20 protein-coding genes are annotated in these 23,431 nt (G+C 47.3%); 9 read left to right on the top strand and 11 right to left on the bottom strand.

All coding sequences use genetic code 11. The features are described from left to right. The first annotated feature begins 180 nt into the window (after nucleotides 1-180). Nucleotides 181-1,377 carry a WD40/YVTN/BNR-like repeat-containing protein gene (locus AC58U0_RS01185; protein WP_497377173.1) on the top strand — a complete coding sequence of 399 codons (1,197 nt, stop codon included), beginning with the start codon at nucleotides 181-183 and terminating at the stop codon, nucleotides 1,375-1,377. A 148-nt stretch (nucleotides 1,378-1,525) separates the two neighbouring features. Continuing rightward, on the top strand, nucleotides 1,526-2,293 hold the full coding sequence (locus tag AC58U0_RS01180) for a C40 family peptidase (protein ID WP_497377171.1): 768 nt from the start codon (nucleotides 1,526-1,528) through the stop codon (nucleotides 2,291-2,293). Nucleotides 2,294-2,311: 18 nt separating this feature from the next. Here AC58U0_RS01180 and AC58U0_RS01175 read toward each other — a convergent pair whose 3' ends face one another. The 6 genes from AC58U0_RS01175 to AC58U0_RS01150 all read right to left on the bottom strand — a co-directional run bounded on the left by AC58U0_RS01175 (nucleotide 2,312) and on the right by AC58U0_RS01150 (nucleotide 7,509). Next, complete coding sequence (locus AC58U0_RS01175) at nucleotides 2,312-3,238, bottom strand: polysaccharide deacetylase family protein (protein ID WP_497377169.1); 927 nt, start codon at nucleotides 3,236-3,238, stop codon at nucleotides 2,312-2,314. A gap of 50 nt (nucleotides 3,239-3,288) precedes the next feature. Next, entirely contained in the window at nucleotides 3,289-4,014 is a 726-nt protein-coding gene (locus tag AC58U0_RS01170; protein ID WP_497377168.1) for a polysaccharide deacetylase family protein, read from the bottom strand. 151 nt (nucleotides 4,015-4,165) lie between these two features. Continuing rightward, entirely contained in the window at nucleotides 4,166-4,657 is a 492-nt protein-coding gene (locus tag AC58U0_RS01165; RefSeq protein ID WP_497377167.1) for a hypothetical protein, read from the bottom strand. 25 nt (nucleotides 4,658-4,682) lie between these two features. Next, nucleotides 4,683-5,864, bottom strand: a complete 1,182-nt coding sequence (locus AC58U0_RS01160; protein ID WP_497377166.1) for an MGDG synthase family glycosyltransferase — start codon at nucleotides 5,862-5,864, stop codon at nucleotides 4,683-4,685. A gap of 57 nt (nucleotides 5,865-5,921) precedes the next feature. Then, a complete protein-coding gene (locus AC58U0_RS01155) occupies nucleotides 5,922-6,497 on the bottom strand; it encodes a thymidine kinase (protein ID WP_497377164.1) in 576 nt (191 codons plus the stop codon). A 34-nt stretch (nucleotides 6,498-6,531) separates the two neighbouring features. Continuing rightward, a complete protein-coding gene (locus AC58U0_RS01150) occupies nucleotides 6,532-7,509 on the bottom strand; it encodes an HD domain-containing protein (RefSeq protein ID WP_497377162.1) in 978 nt (325 codons plus the stop codon). A 231-nt stretch (nucleotides 7,510-7,740) separates the two neighbouring features. On the opposite strand from AC58U0_RS01150, the gene AC58U0_RS01145 reads away from it, so the two are divergent. From AC58U0_RS01145 to AC58U0_RS01130, 4 genes are all read left to right on the top strand, one after another. Continuing rightward, complete coding sequence (locus AC58U0_RS01145; protein WP_497377672.1) at nucleotides 7,741-8,226, top strand: YdcF family protein; 486 nt, start codon at nucleotides 7,741-7,743, stop codon at nucleotides 8,224-8,226. A gap of 202 nt (nucleotides 8,227-8,428) precedes the next feature. Then, a complete protein-coding gene (gltB, locus tag AC58U0_RS01140; RefSeq protein ID WP_497377161.1) occupies nucleotides 8,429-13,021 on the top strand; it encodes a glutamate synthase large subunit in 4,593 nt (1,530 codons plus the stop codon). Between the two features lie 110 nt (nucleotides 13,022-13,131). Next, complete coding sequence (locus tag AC58U0_RS01135; protein WP_497377160.1) at nucleotides 13,132-14,616, top strand: glutamate synthase subunit beta; 1,485 nt, start codon at nucleotides 13,132-13,134, stop codon at nucleotides 14,614-14,616. A gap of 402 nt (nucleotides 14,617-15,018) precedes the next feature. Next, nucleotides 15,019-15,477: a hypothetical protein gene (locus tag AC58U0_RS01130; RefSeq protein WP_497377159.1), complete on the top strand. Its 459-nt coding sequence runs from the start codon at nucleotides 15,019-15,021 to the stop codon at nucleotides 15,475-15,477. Between the two features lie 71 nt (nucleotides 15,478-15,548). Here AC58U0_RS01130 and AC58U0_RS01125 read toward each other — a convergent pair whose 3' ends face one another. Both AC58U0_RS01125 and AC58U0_RS01120 read right to left on the bottom strand, forming a co-directional pair. After that, the gene (locus AC58U0_RS01125; protein ID WP_497377158.1) at nucleotides 15,549-16,235 is read right to left on the bottom strand and encodes a response regulator transcription factor; all 687 of its coding nucleotides are present in this window, start codon (nucleotides 16,233-16,235) and stop codon (nucleotides 15,549-15,551) included. 143 nt (nucleotides 16,236-16,378) lie between these two features. Beyond that, nucleotides 16,379-17,578, bottom strand: a complete 1,200-nt coding sequence (locus tag AC58U0_RS01120; protein ID WP_497377157.1) for a sensor histidine kinase — start codon at nucleotides 17,576-17,578, stop codon at nucleotides 16,379-16,381. 196 nt (nucleotides 17,579-17,774) lie between these two features. Here AC58U0_RS01120 and AC58U0_RS01115 point away from each other — a divergent pair, with 196 nt between their 5' ends. Continuing rightward, the gene (locus tag AC58U0_RS01115) at nucleotides 17,775-18,710 is read left to right on the top strand and encodes an ABC transporter ATP-binding protein (protein WP_497377156.1); all 936 of its coding nucleotides are present in this window, start codon (nucleotides 17,775-17,777) and stop codon (nucleotides 18,708-18,710) included. After that, nucleotides 18,694-19,638, top strand: coding sequence for an ABC transporter permease (locus AC58U0_RS01110; RefSeq protein ID WP_497377155.1), 945 nt, complete (start codon nucleotides 18,694-18,696; stop codon nucleotides 19,636-19,638). The genes AC58U0_RS01115 and AC58U0_RS01110 overlap by 17 nt, the downstream gene beginning before the upstream one ends. 192 nt (nucleotides 19,639-19,830) lie before the next feature. Here AC58U0_RS01110 and AC58U0_RS01105 read toward each other — a convergent pair whose 3' ends face one another. From AC58U0_RS01105 to AC58U0_RS01095, 3 genes are all read right to left on the bottom strand, one after another. Continuing rightward, nucleotides 19,831-20,565, bottom strand: coding sequence for an HAD family hydrolase (locus AC58U0_RS01105; protein WP_497377154.1), 735 nt, complete (start codon nucleotides 20,563-20,565; stop codon nucleotides 19,831-19,833). 80 nt (nucleotides 20,566-20,645) lie between these two features. Further along, nucleotides 20,646-21,098, bottom strand: coding sequence for a bactofilin family protein (locus AC58U0_RS01100; protein WP_052229292.1), 453 nt, complete (start codon nucleotides 21,096-21,098; stop codon nucleotides 20,646-20,648). A gap of 5 nt (nucleotides 21,099-21,103) precedes the next feature. Continuing rightward, on the bottom strand, nucleotides 21,104-22,135 hold the full coding sequence (locus AC58U0_RS01095; protein WP_497377153.1) for a M23 family metallopeptidase: 1,032 nt from the start codon (nucleotides 22,133-22,135) through the stop codon (nucleotides 21,104-21,106). A gap of 200 nt (nucleotides 22,136-22,335) precedes the next feature. Between AC58U0_RS01095 and AC58U0_RS01090 the strand changes: the two genes are divergently transcribed. Continuing rightward, a complete protein-coding gene (locus AC58U0_RS01090; RefSeq protein WP_497377152.1) occupies nucleotides 22,336-23,427 on the top strand; it encodes a ParM/StbA family protein in 1,092 nt (363 codons plus the stop codon). The last annotated feature ends 4 nt before the right edge of the window (nucleotides 23,428-23,431 follow it).

The following is a 23,431-nucleotide window of genomic DNA, read 5'->3' as shown; positions in this document are numbered from 1 at the left end:
TAATTTATTATTTTGCTAAAAAGGGGATGTCGGTCATTGGTGCTGCCAACATAAGTACGATCCGCTATGGGACATACTAAATTTGCCAATCAAAATATGTCTGGAGGCTCAACTTTTTCAATGAAAGTTACGTCTATAAGGTAGACCGGTGAACGATTAGAAGTGAAGGGAGTTATCATCATGTTGAGAAAAACAATTACGCTTTTGGCAATAACGCTATTTGCACTTACAGGGTGTGAATCATCTGGAACAACAAGCGGGACAGTGAATGCTTCAAATTCACCGACACCTAGCGCAACGATCACGCCACAACCGACAGCTGCCGCTGAAACACCGGCTCCTAGTTCCACAGCTGTTCCCAATAAAGGTAATGTAACACCATCGAAGGTATCGATGAACGGGGTAACAGCGGTAAGGCTGGCTGATGCTAAATCTGGTTGGATCGGCGGCAAAGGCTGGATCGCACGAACAGATGATGGCGGTGTGAAATGGAAGGTTCAATACGAGGGGACAGGCGACATTAAGCAGTTGTTTGCACTGAATGGTCAGGATGCTTGGGCAACTGTCGGTGAAGAAGGTAAACTGCTAAGTACGAAGGATGGAGGTCTGCACTGGACATCCGTTGGTAAAGTTCCGAATCAGGCGTTTCTTCATTTTGTGACGAAGACGGAAGCATTTAGCGGAAATGCACACACTGCGGATGGAGGAGTGAAATGGACTTCCTTGCCTGTACCCGAGGGCACGAAAGGGGATGCCTATTTCCATGATAAAAATAATGGATGGGCGGTTAGACAAGTCAAGGATGCTATTGAAGTCCAGCGAACCCAGGATGGCGGCAAGACATGGACTAAGGTGATGTCGCGTAAAACAGAAGCCTCACTAACCGGTGTCGTTATTCGTTCTGCGGGTGTAAACGATGCGTGGGTCGAGTTAATTGGGGAATCGGGGATGACCCAAACCTCGTATTCGTTGTTTCACACGAAAGACGGCGGGAAGAACTGGCTGACGGTTCTGGCAAACAGCACCGCCGGAGGGGGACCAGCTCCAGGTTTCCCTGCGGGTGAGAACACAGGGCCGAAGAATACGGGCTCCAAGCCCGGACCTCTTTACGTCGTGAGTCCAGACGTAGCTTATATGGGCGGGCAGTGCCCGAGCTGCGACAAGCCGAACTCCGTCGGATGGACCAAGGACGGCGGCAAGACATGGGTGAACGGCAAGGAGTCGTTCACAGGCTTTGGTGAGCTGCTGCTGGCTATGGCAGACATAAATCAAGGTTGGCTTATCACGAATGGTAATGAGCAGCCAAGCGTGATGTACACCACCGCTAACGGTGGTGTTAATTGGAACAAGGTGCATACGTTTGATGCAGCGAAATAACGAAGAAGCCTTTCTGGAAGCAGAGCACTGCTGAAGGAAAGGCTTCTTTGCTGTCACATCACCCATGAAATTCCATCCTCTATACCCCCTAACCTAGCCAATGGCTGTAGAATGGTATAGGTAAACTTGCTTACTAGAGGAGTCACACATGCTTGCCAAAAAATATGCGATACCCGCTCTAGTCATTGCTTTTCTGGTACTAATCGGTTTTACCTTGAAAAATCCTGAAAACATGAAATTATCAGCTGCATTCTCGAATGCTCACTCTAATCGATGGGTAGCAACCGCTCCTATTCAGTTTTCAGGACAGGATGCTGCTGCCGATAAGCAGTTGACAACTCCCGATAGCAGCGCGCCTTCCGTGAAGGAGAATGAGAACGCTCTCACACAAGAGATGACTCAAGATGGAGATGATCCAGTCCCAAATGCGAAGAATGTAAAGATATCCGCTGCCGAAATAGCTAAAGTTGTCGCGCATTTTGAACAGCTTGCCCATTCGGATCAAAAGGAGCCAAGTTGGAAACGCAAAGCCGACCATCTCATTGTGAAAGGATTTGGTTTCCTTGGAACCCCTTACGTATTCGGGGCGAAGTCGGACCAAACCGACTCTTTCGACTGTTCTTCCTTCTTGAAATACATCTTTATCAGTCAAGGGGTGTCGCTGCCGCGAAATTCAAGGCAGCAGAGTCAGCTTGGTACAGAGGTGTCTATGGATCAACTGCGTGAAGGTGATCTCGTGTTTTTCACAACGCCCAAAAGAAAAAATAAAAGCGGTATCGACCGTATCGGTCATGTTGCAGTGTACTTAGGTAACGGCCTTATGCTGCATACCTTCCGCCCGGGCATTGGCGTAACGATATCTGAATTGAATAGTTCTTGGAAGGACCGCTTTGTCCAGGCTAAGCGCGTTCTGTAACTCCCACAAAGTTCCACATCATTCTGTCCCAAAGTACTGTTCACCAACTGGAACCCGATTTGTAGACAATACATCGCTTACAGTCCCTACGTGCAATCCTTTATTCTTGACAGCGGTAAGCATGCCATCCAAGGCTTTACTTGCTGATCGTGTAGGATGCATGAGGATTAAGAAACCATTGCCTGCTTTTGTACTAATTTTATGAATGATGGATTGCGGGCTTGGATTTCTCCAATCAACCGTATCTAACGTCCACAACACCGTATTCAGCTTCATACTTTGAGCAACTTCTACAGTCTCTTTATCGAAATCGCCCGACGGGGGAGCAAACCAGCGGTTTTTTACTTGCAGCTCTTGAGAGAGCAGCTTCTCTGTTTTTGAGATCTCTTGATAAGCTTGGCTGTTGCTTAATTGGCTCATGTTTTTATGAGAATAAGCATGATTGGATAATTCATGACCGCGGTCCAGAATTTGTTTGGCCGTGGTCACATTCTTTTTAAGCCAAGATCCGTCCAGAAAGAACGTTGTTTTCACATGATGCTTGTCCAGTGTATCGAGAATAACAGGGATATATTCATTTCCCCATGCAACATTGATCATGAAAGAAACCATAGGTTTTAGTGGGTTGCCGCGATAAATAGGGGCTGCTCCCAACTGATTAAGATGAATCTCAGGTGGTATTTCCTTATAAACATAATGAATAGATCTGCCGCCAAGGTTGTTCTTGTTCATTTCGTATGTCTTTTGAATATCGACTTCCAGACCATTGTAACCAGGGATAGCACCCTCAACACGATCTATTTTTGCAGAAATAGGTAAGATTCGCTTTTTTGGAGCTTCATTCATAATTTCGGTCATGACGGAATCGCCAGCAGATACTGTGAATCCGGACAAAACAGGCAGCGCACAAAGTATCAAACAATAACGCAGCTTAAAATGTACCATCGCAAAGCACTCCATTTCAAATCTCTTTTTAGGTTTAGGCATCTCTATGTCTAATCAATTTTTGCAGGGAGAGCCTTGTTATAGTTTAGAAGTTGTGAAACGGTAACTAGCTGATATCCCCTACTTTTTAATTCCGGCAAAATGATCTTTAAGGCTGCAATGGTCTGTGTAGGACCTTCAATATAGTCATGAAATAACACAATATTTCCGTTTTTCGCATTGTTTAATACGCGGTTTACAATTTTGTTGACCCCTGGTGTACTCCAATCCTTTGTATCCAATTGCCAACTCCACATAATCATCTTATACCCTTCCGCCCGTACAGTAGCTACAAGCCGTTCATTATAAAACCCTCCAGGCGGGCGAAACAATAGGCACCGTTTTCCTGTTGTGTCATAGATAAGTTCCTCTGTTTGATTAATTTCTTTTTTAATGTTGTTTTTTTTGCTTAGATAGGCGTGGCTATATGTATGATTAGCAATCTCATGGCCCTCGCGTATAGTTTGATTTAGAACGTCAGGGTAAAGCTTTACTTTATTACCCACAACGAAAAAAGTGGCCTTAGCTTCGTACTGTTTGAGCAGTTCTAGGATCTGAGCTGTGTATTCAGGGTGAGGACCATCGTCGAACGTTAGTGCTATGACTTTCTCATCGGTGGTTATTTCCCAAACGATTTCTCCGCGTGTCTCATAATAAGCTCGATCTTTCTTAGGGGCGGCATTAGCAGCAGGCTGCATCAAAAATAGACAAATACACAAAATAATAAATATTCTCATATTGTTCTCCTTCGTACAAATGGGTGACAAAATTATAATCTCCAATTAAGCCAATCCAATTCAATATAAATTTGGATCGATTCAGCTCTTATGGTGATTTAAGCAAAAAAAAGACATGTCGCGGCAGCAACATGCCTTTTGCACCATCTTATTAGTTCTTCGGCTGATCGCCGCCATTACGACCGTTTCCGGTACTATTCCCATTCCCGTTAAAAAACGTAGTCGTGAGTGCACGAATCTTCTCCATGAATTTCCCGTACCCATATCCGGTAAGAAACGCCACACTGATACGAGCGGCCATCGAGTCCCCGACTTGCAGCAGCAGAATGCCGCTCTCGAATAAGACGATGGTAATGATCGCTGATCCAAAGCATAGTATCGGGCGCATCAGGTACCAGTACACCCACTGTGTGGTGAGGTCGTGGTAATGCTCATGAAACATGCGCAGTCCATACAACGCCCCGCCTAAAGCTCCTGCAAATCCAAAGCACGCATACTCGTGATACAGATTTACGTCAATACCGAGCAGTTTCCCCTGAACAGAACCGCTGCCAAGCACAGCCATCATCCAGAGGCTTCCGACGAACCAGATAAGCAAATAAGTGAAGATGAACTGCTTGCCGAATCGGTGAAGGGGATCCATAAATAAAACACCGCCCTATACATGGTTAATACCATTGTATGAGCGGTGTTGTTGTTGATGCCTGCATATAGGGGCGCTTCTCCGATAACTTTAAATATTGCATGATGGCTGCGGAGCAGTCTTGCGCCGTATATTTTTGATGGTTGCGGATGTCCGTTCTACGTTTCACTAGTTCGGGATACTGTTCAAGCAGTAATTTGAACCAGTGATCTATCATCTCTAGCGATATAATTTTCTGACCATAACCCTGTTCCTGGAAATAGTCGCAGTTCTTCTCTTCTTGACCTGGAATTGGGCTGTAGAACAGCATCGGAATGCCTTTGGCCATCGCTTCTGTACAGGTCATCCCGCCAGGCTTCGTAATGAGCAGATCGGAGATGTCCATCAGCTTGTTAATCTCGCTAGTGTAACCGATTAGATGTACGTTAGGCTGCCGGAACACGTCTTCCTCGAGCAGCTGTTGACGCGCTTTTTCATTCGTCCCCAAGCAGATTAGAAGCTGGATATCCTTGCTCCAACTAGCCAAGTACGTCAGCAGTTCTTCCTTTTCTTCCTTTTTAAATACACCCCAACCGCCGCCCATGACCATAACAGTGGGCATTGCTTTTAGACCAAATTCTTGGCGAATCTGCTCCTTGCTATGTTCCAAACGGAAATTAGGATGAACAGGAATTCCCGTGACTTCAACATGCGTTTCCGGCACGCCGCGGCCTATCAAACGTTCTCTTACCATGGGTGTTGAAACCAAGTATTTGTCTACCGCTGGATCAATCCATGTGCCATGAACGTCGTAATCGGTAATGACGGTGAAGAGTGGAACATGAAGTCCAGCTCTTTTGAGACGAGAGACGATAATGCTCGGAAAAGGATGCGTGCAAACGATAATATCTGGTCTTAGCTGCTTGATGATTGCTTTTGTCTGGGAGTAGAAAATACGATGCAGAACAAGCCCAGCAACGCGACTCGGCGACTTTTCGTACTGATTACGGTAAAGCATACCATAGAGTTTGGGTTGTGATGTAACCGTGCGGCGGTATGCCGAAAAGATCCAAGGTGCCAAGGTAGGATGCAAAAAAGCGCCAAGCTCGATCACGCGTGTAATAATCTCAGATGAGCTCTGCCTAAGCTCCACTGAAAGCGCGTGAGCCGCTTGCGTATGACCTTTCCCGAAGCCCTCGGATAAGAGCAAAATCCGTTTTTTTCGCAAGGAACTCACCTTTCTTAGTAAAACCATTTCTTTGTGACCTATTTATAAGTATAGCCATTAAATTTGTGAAGACTTCCGCTTAGCTGCATAACATTTACGACACACAGGTACATAGCTTTCATTACCGCCAATTTGTATCTGTTCACCGTGAAAGATCGGCTCCCCGTCTTTGCAGCGCATGTTCATAATCGCTTTTTTGTCGCAATACCAACAGACGGTTTTGATCTCCTCGATCGTGTCAGCTACGGCTAATAAGGCATCGCTTCCTTCAAATAATTGCCCCATGAAATCAGCTCTGAGTCCATAAGCAATAACGGGAATATCCAATTCGTCCACAATTTCAATTAATTGAGCAACCTGCTCTTTATTCAAAAACTGCGCTTCGTCAACCAAAATGCAGTTTGGGCGTTCTGTGCTCGCGAGTGCAATCATATCCAAGTCCTTGTCCACCACGATAGCGACCTTTTGCATGCCGATTCTGGAGACAACTTTGCCAACCCCGAAACGGTCATCTACGACGGACGTGAGGAGCAGTACTTTCTTTCCTTGTTCTTCATAATTGTGTGCAACTCGTAAAACTTCAATTGATTTACCACTGTTCATAGTGCCATAACGGAAATACAATTTTGCCAAGCTGGGCCATTCCCCTCTGCGGATGTAATAAATGTTATATGGTGAAAAAGTAAGTGGCTGTCATACTATCGAGTTCTGCCAATTTGACGGCGGATTGAAAGCTTGCTTCTGAAGCGAGCTTATCGCCGATCAGCGGCTGTTTCTTGTAAGGCTTTCGAATTTTGACTTCTATACTGCCTGGAACAGGCTCCCCAGTGATTTGAATCCGTTGGGGCTCGTACATCAGCACATGGATGATTTCTCTAGAAATCGCATTATTGCTTTGCAAAAGCTCCTGGATCAATTCGTGATCCATAAGAGATGGAATACGTTCCTTCATGCCGGGATTCGACTCGCAATGATGAGCAGCGGCCTTGGCCAGCAGAGCATCCATCGCAAGGAACTGCGGGTTCAGAAAGAGCCGGTGGTCCTCCACAACCGCATGAACCAGTGCAGCAGCCGTATCTTCGTCAGCTTCCACATAATGACCGCGTAAGCGAAGCCCTTTGACAATCTCAGAGGGTGGCCGTATTTGTTGTCCGGCATAATAAGTATCCCTTAGAAAGCTATCAAGATGATCGAGCCCGAGAAGCATTGTTTTATTCGTTAGAGGGCTGTCCTGATTTAAAATATCCACAATCGACGGTGGAGAAATGCCGTGCTTGATAAGAATATCAGCAACGACGCCGCGCCTAATTAGTTGCTCAGTCTGCCGGTGATGATCGTACCCAAGTGTTCTCTCAACCGCATGGGAGAATGGCAAGTGTCCAATATCATGTAGAAGTGCAGCAATTCGCAAATGAGGTTCATCTGGGCAAAAATGAGCCATTAATGACCAGACGCCTACGGTATGTTCATAACGGGAATGTGTCATCGGTGAAAAAAGCGCAGATGCCCCGAAGTGATGCAGAAACTTCAGACGGCGAACCGGCTGCGACCGGAAAAGCTCAACTTCAATCGGATGGGCCTTCATTTGCCATTGATAAAGAGGCTCCCAGATCGTTCCGGTTGAAAAAGTATGCTGTATACTCAAAACAGAGTTCCTCCTAGGCTGTGGAATCTGGATGTATGTTCTTTGCAGCGGTATAAGCTATCATAGCATGAAACATAGAAAGTTTGCTATCATGGGCCTATGAAAAAGAAACTCAAAACTTGGCTTTGGATACTCGTCGCTTTGTTCCTAATCATCCTGTTTTACTTTTCTTTCATGAGTTAGAAAGTTAACTATACTTGGAAACATTCCCATGGAACTCCTAGTGATTGTATCATTATTCTAGGCGCTGCGGTATGGGATGGCAAGCCGAGTCCGGCTTTACGTGAACGATTGGATATTGCGGTGCAGGCTTACGGGAGCGGATTAGCTCCGAATGTGATTGCGAGTGGGGGGATAGGCGGCAGTGAACCCTCTGAAGCTGAAACGATGAAACGTTATTTAATGGAGAAAGGAGTACCGGAGCGGGCCATCCTTTTAGAGGAGAAGTCTCGAAGCACCATGGAGAATTTGCAGAACAGTCAGGCGATTATGATGGAAAAAGGTTATCGGACAGCGGTTATTGTAACGCATGGCTTCCATGCTTATCGGGCATCTCTGATGGCGAGAAGCCTGGGAATTACATCGACGGTCGAACCGGTTCAGATTCGTCCGCTTTCATTGACGTACTATACGTTAAGGGAGTGTGCAGGCATTGCTATTTTCACGCTGGAATCTATTATAATGAAACCCTTTTCATATTATTTATTTTTGAATTGAACTATAAGATATCAAGTGTTAATATAATATAAAAAATATTGAGAATATTTCATCTAATTAATTAGCTTGGTTTAGATGGAATAGGCATTCGCGTGTCATCACTTTTTAGCGCTTTAACGCGTGCGTCCAAGGGTAAACGACTCCATTGTCCGGGCAAGGACGAAGAGTACAACCAAAAACGAGAGAAGAAAGGTTGCACAACATGACTAAAATTGGATTACCTCCCAAACAGGGATTGTACGATCCGGGGTTTGAGCATGATGCGTGCGGTATTGGTTTTGTTGCCAATATCAAAGGTGTCAAATCACATGAAATCGTCAAGCAGGCGCTTCGTGTCCTTTGTAATTTAGATCATCGCGGTGGTCAAGGCAGTGACCCGAAAACGGGAGACGGGGCAGGCTTATTAATGCAAATCCCGGATACATATCTTCAGTCCGCTTGTGAGAAGGAGAATATAAAGCTCCCCGCTGCAGGCAGCTATGGTGTAGGTATGGTTTATTTACCTCAGGATTTGGAGGCACGTCAAGCATGTGAGAGTATAATTGAGCGAATTGTCAAACAAGAAGGGCAGCAATTCCTTGGATGGAGAACCGTTCCAACGGATAACAGTTCTTTGGGAGATACCGCGAAGTTAGCGGAGCCGTTTGTTCGTCAAGTCTTTATCGGTCAAAGTGAAGATGTTACGAGCAACTTGGATTTTGAGCGTAAGCTATATATCATTCGTAAGCTGTCTGAAAACGCTATCAAATTATCTCATCGTGAATCGCAATTTTACTATTCTAGCTTGTCTAGCAGAACGATTGTATATAAAGGAATGTTAACGCCTGCGCAAGTAGACGCTTATTACATTGAATTACAAGATGAGAAATTAGACTCCGCACTCGCACTCGTTCACTCCCGCTTTAGTACGAACACATTCCCGAGCTGGGAACGTGCACATCCGTACCGTTATTTGATTCATAATGGTGAAATTAATACCCTGCGCGGCAATGTGAACTGGATGCATGCCCGTCAAGCTATGTGTGAAACCGAATTATTCGGCGAAGATTTCAAACGCATTCTTCCTGTTATTGATACGGATGGCTCCGATTCACAAATGTTTGATAATACATTAGAATTCCTCATGCTTTCCGGACGTTCGCTGCCGCATGCAGCGATGATGATGGTGCCAGAACCTTGGTCCAAACACGAAACAATGGATGATGAGAAGAAGGCTTTCTACGAGTACCACAGTACGCTGATGGAGCCGTGGGACGGTCCAGCAGCCATTGCTTTCACCGATGGCAGTCAAATTGGAGCAATCCTTGACCGTAATGGCTTGCGGCCATCGCGTTACTATGTAACTACCGACGATTTAATCGTACTGGCTTCAGAAGTGGGTGTCTTGGATATTGAGCCTGAGCGTATTCTGTACAAAGATCGTCTCAGACCAGGACGCATGCTGCTTGTTGATACGGTAGAAGGACGCATCGTGACGGATGAGGAAATCAAAAGCCGCATCGCTGGCGAACAGCCTTACCGCGATTGGCTGAACGAGCACCTTATCTCACTTGAAGAATTGGAAGATGCGCCAATCGTTCTCGGTTCCGACCATGACACGGTACTGCAGCGTCAGCATGCATTTGGTTATACCTTTGAACAACTGCGTAAGACATTGGAGCCAATGGCCAAAACGGGTGTAGACCCCATTGGTTCAATGGGTACAGATGCACCGCTTGCCGTGCTTTCTGATCGACCGCAGCTGTTATATAACTATTTTAAGCAATTGTTTGCGCAGGTTACCAACCCGCCGATCGATGCGAATTTCGAAGAAATCATTACAGCTCAAGGTACGACAATCGGTCCTGAGCGCAACCTGATTAACCCTGAACCAGAGAGCTGTCGACAAATACGTTTGCAATCGCCTTTCCTCTCCAATAAAGAGCTGGCGAAGCTGCGTCATATTAAGCGCGATGGTTTCAAAACAGTTACTTTGCCTACGCTATTCGAGGCTGCCGAAGGCACAGCAGGTATGGAAAGTGCTATGCAAGCCCTTTATGCAGCGGCTGATCAAGCCATTGTGGATGGCGCATCGCTATTAATCCTTTCAGACCGTGGTGTGGATAGCCGTAAGGCACCGATTCCGGCGCTGCTGGCTACTTCGGGACTCCATCACCATTTGATTCGCCAAGGCACACGGACCAAGGTGAGCTTGCTAGTAGAGTCAGGCGAGCCGCGTGAAGTGCACCATTTTGCTTTGCTGCTCGGTTATGGCGCAGGGGCTATTAACCCGTATCTCGCGTTGGAAACGTTAGACGACATGATAGGTCGTAAGCAGCTAGTTGGCGTTGATATTGAGAAAGCGACATATAACTACATTAAAGCGGTAACGAAGGGCGTAGTTAAAGTCCTGGCGAAAATGGGTATTTCCACGATCCAGAGTTATCGCGGGGCGCAAATTTTCGAAGCGATTGGACTTAGCCAAGAGCTCATTGATTCGTATTTCACATGGACACACACACCTGTTGGCGGGATTGGTATCGATATTGTGGCTAAGGAAGCTTTGATCCGCCACAACCGTGCTTTCTCCGAGCAAGAGGGACGCGATAAGGTGCTGGACACCGGCGGTGACTTGCAGTGGCGCAGAGATGGAGAAGACCATCTGTATACACCGGAAACGGTGCATGCCCTACAATCAGCCGTTCGTACGAACAACTACGCGATGTATAAGAATTTCTCGAAGCTCATCAAACGTGAGGATGAGAAATATATGGCTTTGCGCGGGCTTCTGAGCTTCAAGGAAGGCCGACAGCCGATCCCGATCGAAGAGGTGGAGCCGATCGAGTCGATCTTCAAGCGCTTCAAGACGGGAGCCATGTCCTATGGCTCCATCAGTAAAGAAGCGCACGAGACGATTGCGATTGCGATGAACCGCATCGGCGGCAAGAGCAATACCGGAGAGGGCGGCGAGCATCCAGAGCGTTTCACGCCGGATGCGAACGGCGACCTTCGCCGCAGCGCAATCAAGCAGGTGGCGTCCGGCCGCTTCGGCGTCACAAGCCATTATCTCGTCAATGCTGACGAGATTCAGATCAAGATGGCGCAGGGCGCGAAGCCCGGCGAGGGCGGTCAGCTCCCGGGAACCAAGGTGTACCCTTGGGTGGCCGAGGTTCGCGGTGTTACGCCAGGCGTAGGCTTAATCTCGCCGCCGCCGCATCACGATATTTATTCGATCGAGGATCTAGCTGAGCTGATCCACGATCTCAAGAATGCCAACCCGCGGGCACGGATCAGCGTCAAGCTGGTATCCGAAGTCGGTGTTGGCACCATCGCTGCCGGCGTAGCCAAAGGGAAAGCGGACGTTGTCCTGATTTCCGGCTACGACGGAGGAACAGGCGCGTCGCCGCAGACGAGTATTCGTCACGCGGGACTGCCATGGGAGCTCGGTCTGGCGGAGACGCATCAGACGCTCGTGCTCAACAACCTGCGCAGCCGTATCGTCGTCGAGACAGACGGCAAGCTGATGACGGGGCGCGACGTTGTCGTAGCTGCCCTGCTCGGAGCTGAGGAGTTCGGCTTCGCTACAACTCCGCTCATTACAATTGGCTGCGTGATGATGCGCGTGTGCCATCTGGATACCTGTCCGGTTGGGGTTGCTACGCAAAATCCGGAGCTGCGTAAGAAATTTGCCGGGGACCCGCAGCATGTGGTTAATTTCATGACCTTCATCGCGCAGGATGTGCGTGAGATGATGGCTGAGCTTGGCTTCCGCACCATTGAAGAGATGGTCGGCCGCACAGATGTGCTTGAGTCTAAGCAAGCAGTCGAGCATTGGAAAGCTAAGGGCGTCGACTTATCGCCGCTTCTGCACCAACCAGAGATGGGCGATCATGTAGGCCGTTTCTGCCAAATGTCGCAGGATCATGGTTTGGACCGCTCTTTGGACGTAACGAAGCTGCTCGCTATTTGTGAGCCTGCTATTGAGCGCAAGGAGCATGTGCATGCCATCCTGCCAATTAAAAACGTCAACCGTGTTGTCGGAACCATTGTAGGTAGTGAAGTTACACGTCGTCACGGCGTGGACGGCTTACCTCACGATACGATCCGCCTCCACTTTAATGGTTCTGCTGGCCAAAGCTTCGGTGCTTTCGTACCGAAAGGGATCACGCTTTCGTTGGAAGGTGATGCGAATGACTACGTTGGTAAAGGTTTATCCGGCGGTAAGCTGGCTATCTTCCCTTCCAGTAAGTCGAACTTTGTTCCTGAAGACAACGTGATTATTGGAAATACAGCGTTCTATGGCGCAACCGACGGGGATGCTTACATCCGTGGTATTGCAGGCGAGCGTTTCTGCGTAAGAAACAGCGGTGTGCGAGCGGTTGTCGAAGGTGTAGGCGATCATGGTTGTGAATACATGACAGGCGGCCGTGTTGTTGTTCTCGGTTCTACAGGACGCAACTTCGCAGCAGGTATGTCAGGCGGTATCGCCTATGTACTGGATGAGAAGGGCGACTTCTCAAGTAAGGTAAACAAAGAAATGGTTTACCTAGAGCAGTTGGAAGAAACGTATGAAATGAACGAACTGAAAACGATGATTCAGCATCATGCCACATTTACGGATAGCAGCGTTGCCCACCAAGTTATTCAGCACTGGGATGAGTACGTTTGGAAGTTCGTGAAAGTTATACCGAAGGACTACAAACGGATGTTTGATGCTATCGAAAAGGTGAAACGCTCCGGACTAAGCCAACAAGAAGCCGTCATGGTTGCTTTCGAGGCGAATATGAGGGATGTTTCACGTGTCGGTGGAAACTAACGAATCAGATCAGATGCTGACGAAGTAAGTTTTGCATAAGCAAAACATGTGACGCTTGCTTCCGATGCCAGTTTTTCTGGCGAAAAACTATTGGGAGGGATTAAACGTAAATGGGTAAACCAACTGGTTTTATAGAGCATCGTCGTGAAGTGGCAACTGAAGCTGCTCCCCTAGTCCGGATTGGACATTGGAAGGAGTTTGCGACGCCGCTGACTGAAGATAAATTGCAGACGCAAGGCTCTAGATGTATGGACTGTGGGATTCCATTTTGTCACACAGGGGCATTGATCAGCGGCATGGCCGCTGGTTGCCCAGTTAATAACCTCATTCCGGAATGGAATGATCTAGTGTATCGCGGTCAATGGAGGGAGGCTCTGGATCGTCTGCATAAGACGAACAACTTCCCTGAGTTCACGGGGCGTGTATGTCCGGCGCCATGTGAAGGATCTTGTACAGTAGGCCTGAAGGATACACCGGTTACGATCAAAAGCATCGAGAAAGCCATTATTGATAAAGGCTTCGATGAAGGCTGGATTACACCTGAGCCTCCGGAAGTGCGTACAGGTAAGAAGGTAGCTGTCGTAGGCTCGGGTCCGTCCGGACTCGCTGCAGCAGCGCAGCTGAACAAAGCCGGACACTGGGTAACCGTGTTCGAGCGTGCAGACCGTGTGGGCGGACTGCTCATGTACGGGATTCCGAACATGAAGCTGGATAAGAAGTACGTCCAGCGTCGTGTGGATCTGCTGGAAGCCGAAGGTATCACGTTCGTTACCGGCGCTCACGTTGGTGTGAACTACCCGATCGAGAAGCTGCAGGAGGAGTTCGATGCCATCGTTCTTTGCGGCGGTGCAACGAAAGGCCGCGATCTTCCGATCGAGGGTCGTGAGCTAGGCGGCGTCCACTTAGCGATGGAGTTCCTGAGCAAGAACACGAAGAGCTTGCTGGATTCCGAGCACGCTGACGGCGAGTTCATTTCCGCCGAAGGTAAGGATGTTATCGTCATCGGCGGCGGTGACACGGGTACGGACTGCGTGGGCACATCTTTGCGTCACAAAGCGAAGAGTGTTACGCAATTTGAGATTATGCCGAAGTCGCCGGACACACGTCCTGCGAACAATCCTTGGCCGGAATGGCCAAAAGTCCACAAAGTGGACTACGGTCAACAAGAAGCGGCTGCGGTGCAAGGTGAAGATCCGCGCCAATACTTAATCAACACGAAGAAATTCGTTGGGGATGAGAATGGCAACTTGAAGGAACTGCACACGGTGCTCATCGAATGGCAGAAGAATGAGAAGGGTGCGTTCGTTCCTGTGGAAGTTCCAGGCAGCGAGAAAGTATACCCAGCTCAGCTGGTACTGATCGCGATGGGCTTCACAGGACCGGAGAACACGGTGCTGGATCAACTTGGCGTCGTCAAAGACGAGCGCTCCAACGCAAAAGCGGACTACGGTAAGTTTGCGACAAGCGTGGACGGTGTCTTCGCTGCCGGTGACATGCGTCGTGGGCAAAGCCTTGTGGTTTGGGCGATCAACGAAGGTCGCGCAGCGGCTCGTGAAGTTGATCGTTACTTAATGGGATCGTCGAATTTACCATAAGATGTGAAAAAGGAAGAAACCCTTGGTTTGGGTTTCTTCCTTTTTGTAAGAATTAAGAAAGGTATAAGTTTTCTGAGGTATGAGAGATTGAGATGATTTCATTGCACATAATCCAATCTGCAGCTCATAATGTTATACCCATCCCTTAGAATACTGCACATTTTCAAATGAGAGTGGACGTTGCCAATTTAAATTCTTATTGTTGGAAAGCGTGCAATGGAATCGTGTCTCTAACGATGTTTTGCATTCTTACAAACGAGAAAAAAGCAGTTTTGTGCGCTGAGCGAATCCCAACCCACAGAATCAAAAGGTGAACAATTCATACACATCATGTACAATAGAGGGAGCAGGTAAGCGCGCGATGCTGCGGGAGCCTAGTATGATCGGATTGGAGGGGAGCACATGAAGAAAGATGATCTTATTACGGCTGCGGAACTGCATGCACTGCTAGCTGAGAATGGAGAGGACTTTCAGGAGTTTGAAATGGACGAACCCATCGGTACACAGCATCTTCATTCTCTGCAAAAAGCCGTTGTGCTCCTCTCCCAGCAGGTAGCGGATCTTCAAACGCAGCTTCATGCGCATTTTGAACTCCAAAACAAACAGCAAGAACATTTGCTGCGGCAATTTAAATATCAAATTGAACATAAGCTCCACGAGCAGTTGGCAAATGGGATCGTAGTTCTGCAGCAGCCGACAGACATGGATGCCGAAGCTTTGCATAAAGAATCCCAACAGTTGACGCTCTATTCAGATGAACGGCCTGAACCAGTTGATGAGGAGCCGACATATTCCAGGGTGAAAAGCTACAGAAAGATTCGGAAACGAAAGAAGTCGTTACTGGAGAAGCTTTTCGGATAGTTGAAAAAGACAAAAGACCGCATCTTCCTAGTCGAAGAGCGGTCTTTCCTTGTCTTAGTGCAATTGAAAATCTATAGCATCCCTTCTTCATGTGCCTTCTTGGATGCTTGCACGCGGTCTCGGACGTCCATTTTCGAGTATATGCTGGAAATATAGTTTTTCACGGTGCCTTCGGACAAGAATAACTTTTCGGCAATTTCTCTGTTATTGAGGCCATCGGCAATACAGTGCAGTACTTGCACCTCGCGCTCGCTGAGTCCGTAAGCATCGGCCCGAACCTGCTCTTCCGCTGCTTTGACTCCGGCACCCTGCGATGTATGATCTGCAGCGCCTCTCGCCTCCTGGACGAGCATTCTGGCGATATCTTGCGGGATGAGTGTGCCGCCTTGATGCACCCATTTGATGCCGGCCGCCAGATCCTTCGGATGAATGGCTTTGAGCAAATAGCCTTCGGCACCCGCTCCTAGGGCATCAACGACATAGCTGATTTCCTGGAAGGTAGTCAGGATGATGACACGAATCTGAGGCCATGCGGCCTTGATTTGGCGGGTCGCTTCGACGCCATCCATGACAGGCATATGAATGTCCATGAGAACCACGTCAGGCTGCTGTTCTTCGCACTGCTGTAATGCAATGTGACCGTTCTCAGCCAAACCGACAACATGAATATCCGGATCCATATCAAGTACGATGTGTAGGCTTTCTCGTATTAAATCCTGATCATCGACCAGGAGAAGTTTAAGCGGGGTCATGTTCATGCTTGGTCCTCCTCAGAGTTTTTCGCCAGAAAAACTGGCATCGAAAGCGTTACTTGAGTTTTTCGCCAGAAAAACTGGCGTCGAAAGCGCTGCTTAAGTTTGTATCCACATTGTACCACCCGGTGCTTCCAACGGGAAAGGATTTAGAATGACGGCGAGCGTTTGGCAGGAATGGAACAATGGACGATAGTACCTTGACCTAATGTGGAGCTTACCTGCAGTGTACCCTGCAGAGCAAATATGCGTTCCTGCATGGCGTTGATACCAAAGCCAACTTTCAGCTGCTCCGTACCGATGCCATCGTCCTCAATGCGAATGTCGACTAAACTGTCGGAGTAAGTTAGGGTAACTTCTACGGTGGAAGCCCGGCCATGCCGTTTGGCATTGGTCAGTGATTCTTGCAGACAGCGAATGAGCGAAAGTTTGGTTTGTTTCGGAATTTCGAATTCCTCACCGACAGTTGTGAACCGTATTTGGGTCCCGGTATGAAGGGCAAATTCGTTGGCCAATCTCGTCAATTGTTGGGAGAGCAGCATATCGCCCTCGGGAACCATCTGATGAATGCTGCGGCGTACTTCTTCGAGTCCATTGCGGGTTACACTACGCAGGACGTCAAGCTTTTCTTTGGCTTTGTCTGGCGCTGTTTCGATCAGGTAGGACACAGCGTCCATCCCCATGATGACGGAAGTAAACGTATGACCTACTGTATCGTGTAATTCACGAGCCATCCGGTTGCGTTCCTCGAGCAGCGTAAGCTGTTCGATTTGGTTGGCGTACTGCTCTAATGCGTTATTTTGCTCATGGATTAAATGGTACTGACGTTGGTTCTCGGCTAAAAGCTTTTCGGTCTTCTCATTCGAAGTCACAACCCGTTGTAAGCTAAGGCCAATGGCAAAGAATAGCACAGCATTTAAGATAATGCTAAATAATTGACCAACCCCCATCCCGCTATGTAGGATGAAAAAATACTCAACAGGCACAGCGACCATAAATATGGGAGCGGTCCACCAAGCATTTTTTCGGTCGGTGAGGAATCCAATGACCATTAATGGGCAATTAATAGAAAGGTAAGCATCCTGCTGCATCCATGAAAGATAGATTTGTAGAGGAATACCTGTCAGCAGCACGGCAATCGGATAGAAAGTTGAGTTGATGTAGTTCGGTCTCCAGAATAGAAATGGAACACCATAGGACAGGAGGATGGCGAATATCGTTTGGATGGTAGTCGTTAGTTCATGCTCATGCATATGCAGGAGCGCATAAAGTAGGCCAAGCAGCGAAGAACCGGTCAAGACGATAAATAGAGACCACTCCACACCGTGCCAAGGTCTTCTTTGAATCATAAAAGGACTCCTTTACACAAGATCTTATATGATCATTGTACATAAAATTAGGAAAAAGCCATAGTGAGCGCAGTCATATGGTAGGGTGATAATTTGTGACCTTTCTCTATGACTATTCTTAGGAAGTTTACTAGGCAAAGCGGTTCAAGTAGGGTAGCATTGGGTTATATTGGTTAAAGTTAGGGGAGTGCTAAGGATGACGGCAACAACAGAGGCCATAACGCCGATTGTAAAAATCGATCAAATTACGAAACGCATCGGTTCTAAGACGATTATTGATAAATTAAGCTTTGAGGTGCCGCGGGGCGAGGTGTTTGGGTTTCTTGGTCCGAACGGAGCGGGAAAAACGACAACCATTCGGATGATGGTCGGACTCATGTCGATCACGGAAGGGGATATACGGATTGGCGGGTATTCGATTCGTACCCATTTTGAGCAAGCGATTCGTCATGTTGGCGCTATTGTAGAAAATCCGGAAATGTACAAGTTTCTAAGCGGTTATGAGAATTTGGTCCATTATGCGAGAATGTTCCCGGGCATTGAGGAAGACCGAATTCAAGAGGTCATTGATCTTGTTGGTATGGAAAATAGAATCCATGATAAGGTCAAAACGTACTCCCTCGGCATGCGCCAAAGGCTTGGAATTGCTCAAGCCTTGCTGCATAAGCCGTCTGTACTCATCCTAGACGAGCCTACCAATGGGCTGGATCCAGCAGGTATTCGCGAGCTGCGTGATCATTTACGAAAGCTTACCCGCGAGGATGGAATCTCTGTTATCGTGTCCAGTCACTTACTATCGGAGATGGAGTTGATGTGCGACCGAGTCGCCATTATTCAGAACGGGAAGCTGGTGGACGTCAGACTGATTAAAGAATTTGTTCAGGCGGATGGCAAGCAGCAGGTGGCTTTTGAGGTGGCGTCGATGGATCAAGCTTTGACATTAGCAGCTGAACACGGAGCAGCAGTGGAAGTAGCTGGGAATGACCTTATCATGAATCTCGATAAGCAAGAAACCGCTGTGTGGAACAAAAGATTCGTAGAGGCAGGGATTGCGGTCTACGGCATCCGAGCGGCAACCAAATCCCTGGAAGATCAATTTTTAGAGATGACGGGAAGTGATCCGATTGCTTAATCTCATTCGAAATGAACAAATGAAAATTTATCGTAGGCTGCGAACTTGGATTCTAGGTGGATTATTGATTGCCATTGTCGTATTAGCAGCACTATTCTCACATTCGGGTTATAAAGCAAATGAAGACTGGAAAATAAGAGCGGCGGAATCGATTGAGCAGAATCAGAAAGAGCTGGAAAATCCGGATGTGCCGACCAAATTTCAACAGCAGATGAGGGAGGACATAGCGCTTCAGCAGTACATGTTGGATCATAATTACCCTCCGACAGATAACACGCTGTGGGGTGGCACTCTTAGCGCAGCAGGATTAATCATCATGGTTACGTTATTTACCGTGATTATTGCCGGAGATATGGTCGCTGGTGAATTTACATGGGGGACGATTAAGCTGCTGCTCATTCGTCCTGCCAGTCGAGCGAAGATTCTGTTGTCTAAGTATCTAACAACGCTTCTGTTTGCAGCTACGCTACTGATTGTGATGTTTATTACTTCTCTGATTGTGAACGGCTTCCTATACGGATTCCAGAGTCTAAACCTTCCACACTTGACTGTAAATGCAGCAGGACAAGTTCATGAAGGGAGTATGCTGGTATATGTGTTTGCAACCTATGGACTAAAGCTGATCGAACTCGTCATGATCGTGACAATGGCCTTCATGATCTCGACCGTATTTCGCAGCTCATCATTAGCCATTGGTCTCAGCATTTTCATCATGTTCGCAGGGCAAGTTATTACGCTATTACTGATGAGATACAGCTGGGGAAAGTATTTCTTGTTCGCCAATACGGATCTCACTCCCTACCTTGAGGGGCAGCCGCTGGCAGAAGGGATGACGCTTGGTTTCTCTATCACCGTGCTGCTCTTCTACTTCTTATTGTTTAATGTACTTTCATGGGAAATATTCCGCAGACGCGATGTAGCTGCTTGATTATCGGGTGGACCAGAGACTAACGGATACAAAAAAGGACGACTCCTAGGTTAGGTAACCTTTGGAATTCGTCCTTTTCTCACCACATAAGAAAGATAAGTTTTCGGTTCACGAAAACCGCTTTCTTATTGGCGATAAAACCTACCTCTAAACGCGGTCGCTCATCTTTGAATGGCTTCGATAGAGGTTTTCTCATTTTTGAATATACGCGTGGATGGTATCGGGAACTTCCTGCAAGGAGTTCAACTGATAGAACGCCCCTTTGGGAGTGATGTCGATGGTTCCTTTGTTGTACTCCCAGTCCTGCTGTACAGGAATGTGAATCGAGTGAATACCGGCATGCAGCGCAGGCAGTACATCCGTCTTGATCGAGTTGCCGATCATCCATGTGTGGTTGCGATCAAAACGCTGTTCATTCATGATCGTTTCCATATATTCTCTCGTCTTATGCACTGTAACAAAGATGCGATCATCAAAGTAGGTGTCTAAGCTCAAATCCTTCACTTTTTTCATTTGGATAGTTGCATCGCCACCTGTATATAGGAACAATCGGTGTCCAGCTTGCTGGAGATGATCGAGTGTTTCGTTCATTTGCGGATAAGGCTCTGCCGTGTATTCATAGACAGTATGGCCTAATTGCATTAACCATGATTCTTCTTTTACATTCGTTGGACGGTTATACTGTGAGGCGAACCATTGGTATGTCTCAACAAATGATTTGGGAAAACGATCCGGCATAAAGCCATGAATGTGGATGCCAGCGAGATCAATTTGGAGCTGCTTCTGCTTGATGTCCTGCGCGCTAAGTCCGTGTCCGGAGTACCAAGTGAGCATAAGATCGATAAACTGGTCAATCACGAAGTCAAAATATTTATTACAATGCACCAACGTATCGTCAAGATCAAAAAGTATCGTTTGTTCTCTCATAGGCCCTGTCTCCTGCATCAGTTAGAAATGAGTTTCCAACTATTATAACATGCGCCTAGCCCCAAGCCTAGGCGAGACCCTTACATAGCCACCGTATTCCCCTTAAATGCCCCATTGGCGGATGAGGCAGGTTTATTCCCGTTGTCTTGCTCACCGTTTTGGATAGGAGCCGTTGTGGATGTTTTCGAGTCCATTTTACTGTTTCCTTGGAATAGTCCGCCTTCTTCAATGATAAAGGAAGCCGCGCTGATATTGCCTTGAAGGGAACCAGTAGAAGTTATTGTCAGTTTGCCCTTGGTGATAATGTTACCCTGCACACTTCCTGCCAATACAACGTCTCTTGCAGAGATATTGGATTTTACAACGCCATTTTCCCCAATAATAACATCCCCTGCGCATTCGATATCACCTGTAATGCCGCCTTCAATGCGAATGCTCGCTTCTGATTTAATACGACCTTCAAAGGTTGTACCTTCTCCAATCAAAGTATCTGTTGTATTCGGATTCATGAAGTCTTTCTTTTTCTTAAACATGGTGGTTATTCATCCTTTCGAATCGCTTTGAGGTATGGTTTGGGATCGATGCTTTCCCCGTTTTTGAGTACTTCATAGTGCAGATGAGGTCCAGTACTGCGTCCCGTGGATCCAACTAGGCCTATAGAACTACCTTTTACCACGAGATCTCCCTTATTCACTAAAATTTTATTTAAATGCATGTACCAAGTACGTAATCCCTTAGAATGCTCGATGACGATATTGTTGCCGTGGAACATATCACTCCCCGTACTGACGACTTTACCGTCTGCGGTTGCATAGACAGGATCATTCTCACGGGCACCGAAATCAATGCCCGAATGAAAGCTTGGACGATGCGTAAAAGGGTCTGTGCGGTAACCAAACGTCGATGTGACAACCTTGGTGGTAGTCGGCCACAGGGTCGGGGTAATGCGAAGCAATTGCTGCTTATCGGCAACCTTTTGCTTCGTTGCGGTTAAGTTGGTTTGCAGCTCTTTCACTTCGCTGTTAAGAGCCGTGAAGGAAGCTAACGTCTGCTCACCAAGCTTTATAATGTCTTCCTGAGAAGCTGGATTAGGGCTTCCGCCAATACCGCTGTCAAGGGTAGGGAGCTTTCCATCTGCATCCGCAGGTTTATCCTGTGTGCTGGGTGACGTGCTGGCAACCGCTGTGCCGGCTGTGTTTGCGTCGATTCCGGCAATCGATTTGAGATCACTTTCGAATTTCTTCATCTCTTCGACTTGCGTCTTCATTTGTTCGGCTTGTTGAGACAGTTGAATAACTTCATTCTGTAACTGTTCGATGGCCTTGTCTTTGGAATTTAATGCAGCGCTCCATTGCTGGTTAGCTCCAGTTAGCTTAGATTGCAGAGCGCTAGCTTTTTTCAAGGTGCTTGCATGCATCACATATGTGATTATAGAAATTAGCAGTAGCACGGAGAAGCATGCTGCAGCGATATAGGCGAATAAATGGGGAATACGAAACCTGACGACCGATTGATTGGCATCTGGAATGATGACTAGCGTCAGTTTTTTGGGTTTCCAGTTGAGCTTCATAAAGGCTTAGTTGTCTCCTGTCGTGGTTGAATTTGGTAAAGTTCATATTCCTGTACTTCATTCGTCATATTCTGATAAAAACCTTCCTAATACCTACTAGTCCTAGATAAAATGAGTCGAAAGTAGGAAGGAATCTTGTCGGATATAATCGAATGTACTTAACAAATACAGGAAGTTGTAGATATGGAGTGTAGCCACTAATGATAAAGCTTGCAGGTATCGATATAGGGAACGATAGTATTAAACTGGTGCTGGATGGTTCTAGAGAACCGTTAGTGATCCCGAATATCATTGCGCCGGGATACGAAAGACATATTTTGCAGGAAGAGGACTCACCATTGAAAGCGCTGGATGTGATGATTTACAGCCCATCCCTTTCACAAAGAAATCAACGCTATTTCGTCGGACAACTTGCTTTGGAACATGAAGATAACCTGGAGCTTGAAGACACGGATAATAAAGCGATATCGGATCAATCCCTTATTGTTGCGCTTACTGCCCTAGCTTATCAAGGTCTCAGCAACCAAGCCTTTAATGCTGGGTACGGAAATGTAGACGAAGTCGAGTATACGCTAGGAACCGGCTTGCCTGTCCGTGCGTTTGCGAAGTTCAATCAGCAATTCGAGCAAAGACTTCTTGGTGAGCATGAAGTGACGTTTCTATCCACTCCACAATTCCAAAACCGTAAGATTAAAGTATCGGTTCGCAAGGTTGCAGTTTCCATTGAAGGGGCGGCAGCTATGTTCCATTTGGCTACGCACGATAGCTTGCAAGTCAAGGATGAAGAGATTTACAACGGCTGCATCGGCGTTTGCGAGATCGGCGCGCTGACAACGGATTTCCCTGTTATCAAACGGATGGCCATTGATAATCACTTCAGCCATGGCGAGCAAATTGGCATCGCTACCTACCTGGATGCCGTCATTCGCGATGTCGAAGATGCTTACGGCTACGTGTTCCCAAGCCGCGCGAAGCTGGTTCAGCGAGTGAAGAATCGTGAGTTTACGATTCAACTTCTTGGCGAAGGACAGGTCGATATTCGGCCGATCGTGGACCAGCATTTCCGACGCGCGGCTTTGCGCATGATCGAGATGATCAAAAAGCGCTGGCGCAAATATCCCGATATTCAATGCTTCTATGTGATTGGCGGAGGCGCATCAGCCCTGAAACCTTATATCCAAGAAGCCGCAGGGTCTTTAAAATTGCGATTCGCGAATGAAAGCGAATATCTAAATATGTATGGCTACTTGAAAGTGGCCAAAAGTCGGTTAAGCCAATCAGTTCCTGTCTAGCCAT

The organism is Paenibacillus sp. J31P190 (genome assembly GCF_059692075.1).
Note: the sequence above shows the minus strand (reverse complement) of the source record. Positions and strands in the feature narration are given on the sequence as shown.